This is a genomic window from Clostridium sp. AM46-21 (assembly GCF_003480025.1).
GTDB lineage: Bacteria > Bacillota > Clostridia > Lachnospirales > Lachnospiraceae > Coprococcus > Coprococcus ammoniilyticus.
In genome coordinates this window covers 1-13,534 of the sequence record NZ_QUIB01000009.1, presented here as the reverse complement: position 1 = coordinate 13,534, position 13,534 = coordinate 1, and the positions used below count along the sequence as shown (strand labels likewise).

The 13,534-nt window shown below is 42.5% G+C and carries 12 protein-coding genes and 3 pseudogenes; 11 read left to right on the top strand and 4 right to left on the bottom strand.

The features are described from left to right. The first annotated feature begins 124 nt into the window (after positions 1-124). From DW959_RS07535 to DW959_RS07495, 10 genes and pseudogenes are all read left to right on the top strand, one after another. Positions 125-562, top strand: coding sequence for a Gx transporter family protein (locus DW959_RS07535; RefSeq protein ID WP_347475341.1), 438 nt, complete (start codon positions 125-127; stop codon positions 560-562). A 96-nt stretch (positions 563-658) separates the two neighbouring features. Further along, positions 659-1,984, top strand: a complete 1,326-nt coding sequence (rsxC, locus tag DW959_RS07530) for an electron transport complex subunit RsxC (RefSeq protein ID WP_117821882.1) — start codon at positions 659-661, stop codon at positions 1,982-1,984. Positions 1,985-1,995: 11 nt separating this feature from the next. Then, positions 1,996-2,931 (top strand): annotated as a pseudogene (locus DW959_RS14575) (RnfABCDGE type electron transport complex subunit D); the annotation flags it as partial. 42 nt (positions 2,932-2,973) lie between these two features. Then, positions 2,974-3,585 carry an RnfABCDGE type electron transport complex subunit G gene (locus tag DW959_RS14570; protein ID WP_226800999.1) on the top strand — a complete coding sequence of 204 codons (612 nt, stop codon included), beginning with the start codon at positions 2,974-2,976 and terminating at the stop codon, positions 3,583-3,585. Then, positions 3,585-4,241, top strand: a pseudogene (locus DW959_RS14565) (electron transport complex subunit E); the annotation flags it as partial. The gene DW959_RS14570 and the pseudogene DW959_RS14565, both read left to right, overlap by 1 nt. 728 nt (positions 4,242-4,969) lie before the next feature. Then, a complete protein-coding gene (locus tag DW959_RS07515; protein ID WP_117785396.1) occupies positions 4,970-5,545 on the top strand; it encodes an RnfABCDGE type electron transport complex subunit A in 576 nt (191 codons plus the stop codon). 12 nt (positions 5,546-5,557) lie between these two features. Further along, a pseudogene (locus tag DW959_RS07510) lies at positions 5,558-6,348 on the top strand (RnfABCDGE type electron transport complex subunit B). 140 nt (positions 6,349-6,488) lie between these two features. Continuing rightward, the gene (locus tag DW959_RS07505; RefSeq protein ID WP_117785395.1) at positions 6,489-6,737 is read left to right on the top strand and encodes a YlmC/YmxH family sporulation protein; all 249 of its coding nucleotides are present in this window, start codon (positions 6,489-6,491) and stop codon (positions 6,735-6,737) included. A 56-nt stretch (positions 6,738-6,793) separates the two neighbouring features. Further along, positions 6,794-7,261 carry a transcriptional regulator NrdR gene (gene nrdR, locus DW959_RS07500; protein ID WP_021943105.1) on the top strand — a complete coding sequence of 156 codons (468 nt, stop codon included), beginning with the start codon at positions 6,794-6,796 and terminating at the stop codon, positions 7,259-7,261. 12 nt (positions 7,262-7,273) lie between these two features. After that, entirely contained in the window at positions 7,274-7,894 is a 621-nt protein-coding gene (locus DW959_RS07495) for a YigZ family protein (protein WP_117821879.1), read from the top strand. Positions 7,895-7,995: 101 nt separating this feature from the next. On the opposite strand, the gene DW959_RS07490 is transcribed toward DW959_RS07495, so the two are convergent. The 4 genes from DW959_RS07490 to DW959_RS07475 are packed head-to-tail and all read right to left on the bottom strand — an operon-like array spanning position 7,996 to position 11,104. Further along, the gene (locus DW959_RS07490; protein WP_173783570.1) at positions 7,996-9,027 is read right to left on the bottom strand and encodes an ABC transporter permease; all 1,032 of its coding nucleotides are present in this window, start codon (positions 9,025-9,027) and stop codon (positions 7,996-7,998) included. Positions 9,028-9,048: 21 nt separating this feature from the next. Then, positions 9,049-10,167 (bottom strand): ABC transporter permease, encoded by a 1,119-nt coding sequence (locus DW959_RS07485; RefSeq protein WP_117821877.1) that lies wholly within the window; start codon positions 10,165-10,167, stop codon positions 9,049-9,051. Positions 10,168-10,191: 24 nt separating this feature from the next. After that, positions 10,192-10,830 (bottom strand): ATP-binding cassette domain-containing protein, encoded by a 639-nt coding sequence (locus DW959_RS07480; RefSeq protein ID WP_117821876.1) that lies wholly within the window; start codon positions 10,828-10,830, stop codon positions 10,192-10,194. Position 10,831: 1 nt separating this feature from the next. Continuing rightward, a complete protein-coding gene (locus tag DW959_RS07475) occupies positions 10,832-11,104 on the bottom strand; it encodes a hypothetical protein (protein ID WP_021943110.1) in 273 nt (90 codons plus the stop codon). A 279-nt stretch (positions 11,105-11,383) separates the two neighbouring features. On the opposite strand from DW959_RS07475, the gene DW959_RS07470 reads away from it, so the two are divergent. After that, positions 11,384-13,093 carry a trypsin-like peptidase domain-containing protein gene (locus DW959_RS07470; RefSeq protein WP_226800997.1) on the top strand — a complete coding sequence of 570 codons (1,710 nt, stop codon included), beginning with the start codon at positions 11,384-11,386 and terminating at the stop codon, positions 13,091-13,093. Positions 13,094-13,534 lie beyond the last annotated feature (441 nt).

Here is a 13,534-nt window from a genome sequence, read left to right as displayed (position 1 = left end):
GGGAAGAAACAAAAAAATTCCAAAAAAAATCTACAAATAGGAAGATACAGAAAAAGGCTCATAACAGCGCAGGAACGATAGCACAGCTTGGAATGTTTATTGCGGTTGCAATGGTGTTTCATATATCGAATCCTTTATCCGGATCGATATCGCGGTACCGGGAATCAAGCTCGGACTTGCCAATATTGTAACTATTGTAGTGCTGTGCAAGCTTGGACTTGCGGATGCGGTTTTGGTATCCGTGCTCCGTATCTTCCTGTCGTCTTTATTATTTGGCAATTTTACCGTTATGATATACAGTCTTGCCGGAGCAGCAGTCAGCATGCTGTTTATGTGGATCTCTGTTAAGATCGGTTTTTTTTCAACAACGGGAACGAGTATTCTTGGAGGTGTCGGACATAATGTTGGTCAACTTATCGTTGCATATCTGGTGATAAAGAACCAAAATATCCTGATATATGCTCCGGTTTTACTGGTCTCTGGAACGATCACGGGAGTTCTGATCGGTCTTGCGGCAGCATTTGTCATGCGGGCGGTTGGCGGCCAGATTGGCAAGTTTTAGGGTTGTTTTTGACCCTGTGAAGTATTATTATATGATTAGTTTTTCTCGATAACAGAGAATGAATTGATAAGAATAACGAGAGAAAGAGGTATGCAGATGGGTTTATTAACTTTTTCGGGTGGTATTCATCCATATGAAGGCAAAGATCTAACAAAAGACAAGCCTGTCAGAGAATATCTTCCAAAGGGAGAGTGTGTTTATCCGCTCAGTCAGCATATAGGTGCACCGGCTGTTCCGATCGTAAAGCGTGGCGACCGTGTACTGGTAGGACAGAAGATTGCAGAGGCGGGAGGATTTGTTTCGGCAAATATCCATTCTTCAATCTCAGGAACGGTAAAAATGATCGAACCGAGGATGACAAGTGGCGGTAATAAAGTAAATTCAATCGTAATAGAAAATGACGGTTTATTTGAGACGGTTGATTTCTCCGAGAATGTGCGAGATCTCTCCACACTTTACAGAGAAGACATCAAGGATATGATCAAGGAGGCAGGTATTGTTGGAATGGGCGGTGCAGGTTTTCCGTCTCATGTAAAGCTGTCACCGAGAAATGAAGATGATATCGAATATATCATTGTAAACGGTGCGGAGTGTGAACCGTATCTGACTTCTGATTACAGAAGAATGTTAGAGGAGACAGATAAGCTGATCCTTGGACTTCAGATCTGTGTAAATCTGTTTGATAAGGCAAAGGGAATTATCGCGATTGAAGACAATAAGCCGGAAGCAATTGCAAAGATCTCAGAGCATCTGGCTGATAACGATAAGATCGAGGTAAAAGTTTTAAAGACAAAATATCCACAGGGTGCGGAACGTCAGTTGATTTATGCAACGACAGGAAGATATGTGAATTCCAAGATGCTTCCTGCAGATGCGGGCTGTATCGTACATAATGCAGATACGATTGTTTCCATCTATGAAGCGGTGATCGAGGGTAAGCCACTGTACACCAGAATCGTAACGGTTACAGGTGATGCTATCGTTAATCCATGTAATCTGCTGGTTCGTAATGGTACAAGCTGTCGGGAGATCATAGAAGCGGCAGGCGGTTTTAAGGATGGCAAGCTGCCGGAGAAGATCATTGTAGGTGGACCTATGATGGGTAAAGCGATGTTCTCGCTCGATGTTCCGGCAGTAAAAGGTCTGTCAGCACTTCTTTGTATGACACATGATGAGGTTCAGGACTGGGAGCCATCTGCATGTATCCGTTGCGGAAGATGCGTGGATGTCTGTCCGGGAAGAATTATTCCGTCAGATCTTGCAAAATATGCAGAACATGGCAATATAGATGCATTCTTAAAGCATGATGGCATGGAATGTTGTGAGTGTGGCTGTTGTTCTTATGTATGTCCTGCCAAGAGACATTTGACACAGACAATAGCCGGAACCAGAAAGAGTATTCTGGCAAGTAAGAAGAAGTAGGAGGTGGAGACATGGAAGAAACAACATTGAGTATTTCTGCATCTCCGCACGTCAGAGATCGGAAAACGACATCATCCCTGATGCTGGACGTGATCATTGCATTACTGCCGGCGAGTGTGTTTGGTGTATATAATTTTGGAACAAAAGCATTTGTGCTGATCTTAACCTGTATAGCATCTTGTATTTTTTTTGAATGGGGCGTGGAAATGCTCCTGCACAGAAACAGTACAGTAAAAGATTTCAGTGCAGTCGTAACAGGCCTGCTTCTGGCACTTAACCTTTCGCCGGAGGTTCCTGTATGGATGGCGATACTCGGAAGCGCATTTGCCATTATTATAGTAAAACAGTTATTTGGCGGTCTGGGTCAGAACTTTATGAATCCGGCACTTGGAGCCAGATGCTTCCTGTTAATATCATTTGCGGGAAAGATGACTACATTTACATATGATGGAGTTACAACAGCGACCCCACTTGCGATTTTAAAGAGTGGCGGAACAGTAGATGTATTAGATATGTTTATCGGAAGAATTGCAGGTACGATCGGTGAGACATCTGCGATCTGTCTGTTGATCGGTGGTTTATATCTGATTATTCGTAAGGTGATCAGCCCGATCATCCCACTGGTTTATATCGGAACATTTTCCGTATTTATATTCCTGTACTCCCTTGCATCCGGCATGGGCTTTGAGCCATTATATCTGGCAGCGCACCTTTGTGGTGGTGGTCTGATGTTAGGTGCTTTCTTTATGGCGACCGACTATGTAACATCACCTATTACGAAGAAGGGCAAGGTTGTATTTGGTATTATCCTCGGACTTCTGACCTTCCTGTTCCGAATCTATGGCGGATCAGCAGAAGGTGTATCTTATGCGATCATTATTTCGAACCTTCTTGTTCCGTTGATCGAACGGTTTACACAACCGAAGTCATTTGGTAAGGGCGCTGAGCTTCAGAAGGAAGAAGGCGGCTCGGCAGCAGACAGCAAGAAGATGGATAAGAAATCAATTGTCATCGCAACGGTAGCAATCCTTGTCATTACACTTGTTGCCGGCGGTGTGCTTGCATATGTACAGCAGATCACAAAGAAGCCGATCGAACAGGCGGAACAGCAGGCAAAGGAGGACGCATACCGGGAAGTATTTACAGATGCGGATGCCTTCCGGACGGTAGATGGCTTCGACAGTGAGACTGCATCTACATGGCTTTCGGATAAAGGCTATAAGGCAGATATAGATGATGCAGTAACTGCCTGTGACAAAGATGGAAATGCACTTGGTTATGTATTTGTTATTACATCCCATGAGGCATATGGCGGAGATCTTCAGCTTGCTCTTGGTGTAGCAGAGGATGGAACTACAAATGGTATCTCCTTCCTGTCATTAAGTGAGACAGCAGGTCTTGGTATGCAGGCAGATACAGATGAGTTCAAATCACAGTTCGCAGGCAAGAATGTAGCACAGTTTAAATATACAAAATCCGGTGCGGCATCGGATGAGGAGATCGATGCATTAAGTGGTGCGACGATCACGACAAATGCAGTCACGAATGCAGTAAATGCGGGACTTTCCTATGCAGATTATCTGAAAGGAGGAGCAAACTAATGGGTAAATGTACAGAACGTTTATACAATGGTATCGTGAAAGAAAATCCAACCTTCGTACAGATGCTTGGTATGTGTCCGACACTTGCGGTTACATCATCAGCGATCAACGGAGCAGGTATGGGACTTTCTACAACCTGTATTCTGGTGTTGAGCAATGCGTTTATCTCACTGCTTCGTAAAGTGATACCGGATAAGGTCAGAATACCATCTTATATTGTTATCATTGCTTCCTTTGTAACGGTTATTCAGTTTTTAATGCAGGCATACCTGCCGTCCTTAAATGACAGCCTTGGAATCTATATTCCACTGATCGTAGTAAACTGTATTATTCTTGGACGTGCAGAGAGTTACGCTTCGAAGAATAAAGTTCTTCCGTCAATCTTTGACGGACTTGGAATGGGACTTGGCTTTACGATCGGTCTTACCTTGATCGGTATGTTCCGTGAACTGATCGGAAAAGGCTGTGTATTCGGATTCCAGATCATTGGAGATGGTAACCTTCTTCAGAAGACATCAGGAGCAGGAAAAGCAATCGGAGATGTGCTTGCAGCATATACGCCGATCACAATCTTTGTACTTGCACCGGGAGCATTCTTTGTACTTGCTTTTATTATTGCAACGATCAATAAGAGAAATGCGAAGAAGGCAGCAAAGGCACTTGCAATTGGAGAAGAGATCCCTGCAAGCTGTAAGCCGGAATCCTGTATGGGATGTGCAAACATCATGTGTGCAGGAAGAAAGGCTGCTATGCAGGATACTCAGGTTAATGTTCAGACAAATGCCGGCAAGGCATCCGCTGCACAGACTCCGTCAGCACCGGCACCACAGCCGAAAAAGGTTGTGATCCCAGACAAGATAGCAAAGAAACCGGTAGAGCAGGAAAACGGACAACAAGTGCAGTCGGTACAATCAGCGCAGCAGCCGGTTCCAGAGCAACCAGCACCAGTCGTACAGCAGGCTGTTGCTCAGAGTACACTGCAGCCACAGATAGCAGCTTCATCAGAGACTACGACTACTCCGGTTTCACAGGAGCCGCAAATACAGGTAGCACAGGTAGTACAACCAGAGCAGCAGCCGGTACAGGAAAAGCCAGCGTCAACCGTACAGCAGACTCCGGTTCAGGTGGCAAAAGAGATGTCTGACAGACCGAGAATCCATATTCCGGCGAATCTGAATAGAGTACCACATGCAGTTGTTCTCTCAGAGACAGACAATCCGGTTTCAGAGCCAGAGAAAGCGGAAGCAGTATCGGAAGAATCCGATATGGTTGACACATCAAAGCTTGTAAGACCAGATGTTGCAAGTGCAGATCAGGTAAACAAATATCAGGAATTTGATGAGAAACCGACAGATAAAAAGAATAAGAAAAGGGGAGGTAGAAAATAATGCATATTTTATTATTGGCAGTTGGAGCAGCCCTCGTAAATAATGTAATATTAAGCCAGTTCCTCGGACTGTGTCCTTTCCTTGGCGTATCAAAGAGTGTAAACACAGCAACCGGTATGGGCGGGGCAGTTATATTTGTAATGACGATCGCTTCAGCGGTAACGAGTATTGTTTATTATGGAATCCTTTCCCCGCTGGGATTAGATTATCTGAATACAATCGTGTTCATCCTTGTAATAGCGGCACTGGTACAGTTTGTAGAGATGTTCTTAAAGAAGAATATGAAGTCTTTATACGAGTCACTTGGAGTATACCTTCCCCTGATCACAACAAACTGTGCAGTTCTTGGTATCGCACTTTCAAATGTACAGAATGAATATACGATCCTTGAGAGTATAGTAAATGGTTTTGGTTCAGCAGTAGGTTTTGCGATCTCAATTACGATCCTTGCAGGTATCCGTGAGAAGTTGGAATACAGTGATATTCCGGAAGCATTTAAGGGTACTCCGATCGTTCTGATCACATCAGGTCTGATGGCAATAGCGTTCTTTGGCTTTGCCGGATTGATATAAGGAGGGATCGTTATGGATATTACAACAATTCTGATCGCAGTTGCTGTTGTAGCAGGCGTTGGTGTCATCATTGGTATTCTGCTCGGTGTAGCTGGTGAAAAGTTTAAAGTTCCGGTAGATGAAAAGGCAGTTATGGTGCGGGAGCTTCTTCCCGGAAATAACTGTGGTGGATGTGGATATCCCGGTTGTGATGGTCTTGCAGCAGCCATTGCAAAGGGTGAGATGCCGCCATCTGCATGTCCTGTTGGAGGTGCAGCCGTTGCAGAGGCAATCAGTGCAGCACTCGGCGTAGAGAATACAGCAAGCACTAAGTATGTAGCCTTTGTCAAATGCGCAGGTGACTGTGAGAAGGCAAAGGATGTCTATGACTATGTTGGACCAAAGACCTGTGTTCTTGCACAAAACAGCCCAAATAACGGGCCAAAGGGCTGTACATATGGCTGTACAGGATATGGTTCCTGCAAGGCAGTCTGTGAATTCGGTGCGATTGATATTATAGATGGCATTGCAGTTGTAAATGAGGAAAAATGTAAAGCGTGCGGAAAGTGTGTAGATGTCTGTCCAAGACATCTGATCGAGCTGGTTCCATACGATGCCCCTCATCGTGTCAGATGTAATTCAAAGGAAAAAGGAAAAGAAGTAAAGGCAGTATGTTCAGCAGGGTGTATCGGCTGCTCACTCTGCGTCAGATCCTGTGAATTTGATGCGGTATCGGTAGATCAGAACCTTGCACACATTGATTATGATAAATGTACCATTGTGGCGCATGTGCCAGAAAGTGTCCGGTCAAGATCATAAGCTGATCAATGTGATCGGATTCAGAATCTGACTGCTGTGACTGATTCATAGGCAGATCGGTGAAACCGATAATTTATATGTCTAAATATATTCTCTGCTTCATATTATGATACGGAAGGTGGATTTTGTTGAAAAGGGAATATAGATGAGATTTTGTGAATTAAAAGAAAAAGAAGTAATAAACTGCAAGGACTGCCAGCGGCTTGGCTTTGTTGCAGATATTGAATTTGATCCCTGCTCCGGAAGAATTGAGGCGATAATTGTTCCAGAGCAGGGAAAAATTTTCTGGTGCTTTGGATCTTGCGAGGAGTATCGCATTGATTTCTGTAATGTAGTAAAGATCGGGCCGGATATTATTTTAGTTGACATTCCACCCCGAATATGTAAAAGTTAGTAGCAGAGAAAATAGAGGGGATAAAATAATTTTCCCTGATTTACGGAGGCAAAAACATGAGATGTCCATTTTGTTATGTTGATGATACAAGAGTTATAGATTCCAGACCGGCGGATGACGGTTGTTCGATTCGAAGAAGAAGACAGTGCGATGCCTGTGGCAGACGTTTTACGACGTATGAAAAGGTTGAGACGATCCCGCTTATCGTAATCAAAAAGGATAAGAACAGAGAGACTTATGACAGAAAGAAGATCGAATCCGGTATCATAAGATCCTGTCATAAAAGACCGGTATCTGCGGAACAGATATCCAAGTGTATCGATGATATCGAGAACGAAATCTTTAATCTGGAGGCAAAAGAAGTAGAGAGTACAACAATCGGTGAGATCGTTATGGATAAGATCAAGGATCTGGATCAGGTAGCTTATGTAAGATTTGCTTCTGTATACAGAGAGTTCAAAGATGTGAATACATTTATGAATGAGCTGAGTAAGTTATTATCTGCAAATTCTGACAAGAAATAGACGGGAACAATCATGGTAGATTCATATAACACAATACTGACACCGGGCATCGATGAGATAGTTGAGAAGAAATCCAGATTTATCGGTTATGCACAGCCGGTTTCTTCAGAAGAAGAAGCATATGCGTTTGTAGAAAGTGTCAAGAAAAAACATTATGATGCACGACACAATTGCCATGCATTTGCAATCGGAAAAGAGAATACCCTTTATCGTTTTTCAGATGACGGAGAACCGCAGGGAACAGCTGGAAAACCGATATTAGAAGTGATATCGGGAAATCAGGTAACAGATATTTGTATTGTGGTTACAAGATATTTCGGTGGTACTCTGCTTGGAACAGGAGGGCTTGTCCGGGCATACACAGAAGCCGCTAAGCTTGCCCTTGCAGATGCCGGCATTCACCAGATGCAGCGCATGAAGCTTATGGATATCACCTGCTCCTATAATGATTCCGGCAAAGTACAGTATCTCTTATCAACAAATGAGATCAGCATAGAGAATACAGAATATGGCGCAGACGTAACCTTCCATACAGCAGTCCCTGTCTCCGATGTATCTATGATCGAAAAGAAGATTACAGAAGCAACAGCAGCCCGCGCTGTAATCGACGAAAAAGGCGAGAAATTCGTATAAACAAGGCTCATTCTTTTTGCGCCAATTAATTTAAAGTAAATATAAAATAAGCTTGCCTGTAGCGTCATATAGCGTCACAGGCAAGCTTATTTTTGTTTTCCCTAAAAAAAGGTCGGCGGAAAAAGGTAGGACAGATACCGCAGGATCGGCGCATAATCCTCCAGATGCAGGAAGATCGGCGAGAAGATCAAAGTGCAGATTACAAGAACCGGCAGAGCCGATACAAACGGCTTATAATGTCGGAAGATAAGCAGACAGATAAAAGTGAACAGCAGACACAGCAGTATATATCCGGACATCTTTAACAGAAATGGCAGGATGGCTTCCGGCTGCTCATATAAGTAGAGCGTAACTACACTGACCAGCCATACCGGTGTTATATTAGCAAGAATACCGGTCAGACAGAAACGCAGTCTTTTCCGTTTGGATACTCTGTCATAGATGTGTTCATCCTGATCCTTCAGATAGACCAGCAAACCGACCAGAGAAGATAAGAACAGAAGAAAACCGGTAAATGCATGAACCGGGAACAGATCTACGCGGTCGGTTGTTCCGTGGTAGGCTCCTGTATTATTGACAGATAACCGGAAGACAGAATCACTGTTCATATAATTTCTGTATTGATCTTCCAGATATGACTGGAAAGAACTCCGATAAAAGCCTTTTGTGGCAGAATTCGATGCCAGATAGTTGACGGCAATAGCCGGCGAGAAAGTATCCAACAGCCGGTCGAATAATGTTTCGGAAAAGATTGTCTGGAACATCGAAGATGGGGAAGTGTATAAGCGAATGTGGCAGTTCTTGATATCATGTATAAATGCGTCAGAAAATCCATTGTCAAACGCAAATCCACAGTCATACCGCCCGGATGCAACCTGATCCTTTAATTCCTCCATAGAACTGCATTTCTCGAAAGTAAAGCAGTCCTGATGTCCGGAGAGCTCCTGCTCCACCTGTGCCAGGTAACTGTTTGATTCTTCCATATAATATCCACAGATGAATACCGTGCTTTTTTCTTCCACCGGCAGATTTTTTATATAGAATGCCGTGAACGGAATGATCAGCAGCAGAAGAAGATTGATGAATTTTTTTGAAGTCCGTTTTAACAGGATTCTGTATTGACGTAACAGCATAAGCAGTTGTCCTTTCATCGATTAATGGTAAAAGCCATTACATAAGTGGTTTAACAGTTGATAATACGGGGTATGTTCAGCAAAATTCTGGATGAAGTCAGGCAGAAGTCTGACCGGAACAATACCGCCTCCGATATAAGCCAGTAAGAAAGCTGTCAAAAATAACAGCAGGCATGCCCCGGAATATCCGGTTGGCAGATACCCGATCAGCAGGATAACGAATCCGATAAACAGGATCGCGAGTATTCCGGCAAAGAATCCCGATATATGAAACTGCAAAGGGGCAAAATGACCGATCGTACCTCCGGTCATACAGCTAAAGAACAGTATCGTATAGATCATAAATAATGTGATCGTAAGTGTCAGATACTGACTGATTATAATATGCGCTCCGGTGATTCCGTGAAGCTTCAGACGAAGACGTAATGTATCAGAATTCCCTTTTATAAAAGATAAAAAGACGATTCCGCTGAAGAACAGCAGAAGCAGCAGCCCGGATACTATATAATACTGATAAGGGGTATAAGCTCCGGTAAGCTGTAAGTCTTCTCTGATATAAAGCTCTGTTCTGGATAAAACATAATCCATGTAGAGATTATCGGCATCCGTTGCAATTTGATCCAGTGCAGTATCCGGGAGCCCCATTTGATATGCTCCCTGATAAATGATCGTAGTTGCAGCCTGTGCAGTAGCAAGCATTGATGAGGTGGATTTGAATACCTCATTTAGAGTGTAAGTATCTAAAGTACCATCCTGATTATAAATGACTGTGATCGGATTGTCCTCTCCGTATATAATGCTGTTGATGATATTATCAGGAATGATGATCAACGCCTTGATTTCGTCGTTTGCAAGCATCTGTTTGCCGTGATCTTCGGAAGCTATCTCGATGAAACGGCAGGTAGCCCGGTAGCTGTCCATTTCACTTACCATAGAATATGCCATCTTGGCATAAGGAGAAGATGCATCGGCAACCAGCCCGACATTGACCGGTTCGATGGTCTGCTCATTATATAATAACCGGTTTGACAGCAGAACGACGACAGAGAGTCCGACCGCCAGAATGAGAGTAATCAGGACAAGCGGAAGAAACCGCTGCTTTATTCTTTTAAGGTCTGTTAGAAATAATCGAAAAAACATAAGAACATTCACATCCAATCTGAATCAGGCACGAAGCATGGCTGCGTAATCTGCACCATTTGCTTCCTGTAGTAAACCATCCTTTAATATATAGATGCGATTACAGATGGAGAGCGCATCTTCTTCATGTGTTGCAACGATAATGCTGCCTCCATTACCGGTATATTCCTTCAGATAGTTCAGAATTCCTTTTTTACAGAGAAGATCTAACGCAGCAAGTGGTTCATCCAGTAATAAAAGATCCGGTCGCTCCAGCATACAGATAGCAAGGCTCAGACGTTTCTTCATACCACCGGACATTGTACTTACCTTCTGATGAAGAAAAGCATCTACACCGAGTTTTTTTAAGATAGAGAGGCTGTAGGTGCTGTTTAGCTCGGCAGATCTGCCGGAGTACCAGAGCTTCAGATTATCCAGACCGGACAGCTCCGGAATCAGTGGATTTTCCTGTGGAAGAAAACTGACCGTATTATCCGGTTCGTCAAAAGAATAAGTGCCATGATCCTGTCGGAGTCCGCCGGACAGAATACCAAGCAGCGTTGATTTTCCGGAACCGTTGATTCCCAGAAGCCCGATACATTCACCGGGTGCAACTTGCAGGGAGATATGATTTAGTACCATTTTCTTTTTATAATTTTTTCCAATATCATTTACAGTAAACATATTAATAATCCTCTTCAATAACCTGAAAATCCAGATAGTCGAATTCAATCGCTTCCACGAAATTATCATGATTGAAACGTGTTCTTGCGTGGAGAATAAAATCATTTTGATTTTTCTTCAGCCAGATCGGTTTTGCAAGATCAAATTCATAGCACATTTCCTCTAATGCTTTGTATACCTTTTTTGTTCGTGTCAAAGACGCATCATCTATACAGACAACCGTATCCTTTATCAGCCGGTTATCCTTCATTATTTTACCCCATACTCGGAACATAAGTTAAAACCTCAATTTCTATATAATATATGTAAAAATATTGCATACCACAAAAATCATTCTGTAATCTGTCATAAAAAACTGTATTTCAATTTCCATATGAAGTCAAGCATAAATAAATGTAAGTTGTTCAAAATTTTTATACACGAAAAACACATTTCTTCTACATGGAAAACACACTTCTTACACAATTACAGATTATAGTATAACCTGTAAATAAGAAAGAGAGCAGTAAACAAAAGAAAGCTGCTGTTACATAGAAAGAAAGGATGATTGATTATGGATGAGAATTTTAGAGAAGAACAGGATCGTCAGTTCAACTCAGAAAGCCAAACACAGGAACAGACACAGACAGCTTCCGAACAGACGACGGAACAGATGAATATGCAGAATGAGAATAGCTCCTATGGACAGAACTATGGAAGCAGCAACGTATATGGACAGACTGGTGCAGAACAGAACGCAAATGCATATAACCGGCAGAATGCACAGAGTAGTATGTATCATGGAACACCGGGACAGAATATGTATTTTGGCGGTGCATTTTACTCCAGCAATCAGCATGCAGGATATAACAGCCAGACCGGCTATACATCAGCTTACACGAATCCATCAGGAAATGCTGCACAGGGTACAGGTGCTTCCACGCAGAATATGAATGGTTATTCCGAAAATGTAAATAAAGCAATGCAGAAGGCTGCTGAGAAGGAAAAGAAAAAATCAGAAAAGATGGTACGCTCGGCAAAGAAGAAAGCAGATAAAAAAGCTAAGAAAGAAATGAAGAAAACAAACGGTGGTAGAAGTACAGGAAAGAAGGTAGCAACGACTATAGCTGCGGCAGTTGTCTTCGGACTGGTTGCAGGCTGTGTCTTCCAGGGTGTCCGGTATGGAAGCGATAAGTTCTTAAAGAAAGAAAATCAGACGGTTCAGATCGGATCAGATACAACTACAAGCTCCGCTTTGCTCGATGCAAATGCATCCGGAAGCACCGGTGACTACAGTGTAGCAGATGTAAGTGCAACTGTAATGCCATCCATTGTATCCATAACAGGAACATATGTAACAACATATCAGTACTGGTTTGATACCTATGAGCAGGAGCAGTCAGGAGCAGGCTCAGGTATCATAATCGGAAAAGATGAAACAAGCCTTTATATCCTGACGAACTATCATGTGGTAAAGGATGCAAAAGAATTATCAGCAGGATTTATAGATGGTGAATCAGCCGGTGCAGAAGTAAAAGGCTATGACGAATCAAATGATGTAGCGGTTGTAACCGTTCCGTTAAAGAAGATCAAGGACGACACATTAAGTCAGATCAAAGAGATCACAATCGGTTCATCCGAGAACTTAAGAGCCGGAGATCCATGTATCGCTATTGGTAACGCGCTTGGATATGGACAGTCGGTAACAGTAGGATATATCAGTGCTCTTGACCGTGAAGTCAGTGTAGATGACGGAACTGTAAAGGTTCTTCAGACTGATGCAGCTATCAACCCTGGTAACAGTGGTGGTGCTCTTGTAAATATGAAGGGCGAACTGATCGGTATGAACACAGCGAAATATGTAGACAGTACAGTAGAAGGAATGGGCTACGCACTTCCTATATCCGATATACAGGATATCATCAACGATATTCTTGCAGGCAAGAGTACAACCAAATCAGGATCAACCTATCTTGGTGTAACCGTTAAAAATATCACATCTGAATATGCAGAAGGACTGAATATGCCGGAAGGAGTATATGTATATTCGGTAAGTGAAGGATCTCCGGCAGAGAAATGCGGACTTCTTACAGGTGATATCATTGTAGGTATTGATGGAAATGATATTTCAGACAGTACAGATCTTCAAAGCCAAATAGCAAGTGGAAAGGTTGGCGATGAGATCGAGATCGAATTCTACAGAAATGAAAAAGGCGAATATGTTAAGAAAACTGTAAAAGCAACTCTGGAAGCAAAGACAGAAGATCTGACACAGAATAACTAGAAGTTTTAATATATACAGATAGAGAATATCAGACGGAAGCCTTGAATATGGACAGTTATATATATAAGTATAACAGCCATATTTGGGGCTTTTTTCAGGCATAATAAAAAAATGCAAAAAATGTCAAAAAAGTGTTGACATCTGACGTCTGATTTAGTATTATATCAACTGTTCGCGGTACGAAACACCGAACGAACAAAGATCACAACTTACATATTTCATGATGATTCTCATCTGGAAAGCATGCAGAACATCAAAAAAGAAATTAAAAAGTTGTTGACAAAGAACACTGAATGTGATAGCATATAGAAGTTGTCGCTGATGAGTTCGACAACAAAGAACCTTGAAAAATTAACAACATGACAACCCTGAAATTCCAAATAAAGAATTTCAAAAAGAACGTAACAGACGCAAGTCTGATACAAACCAAGAACAGTAAAG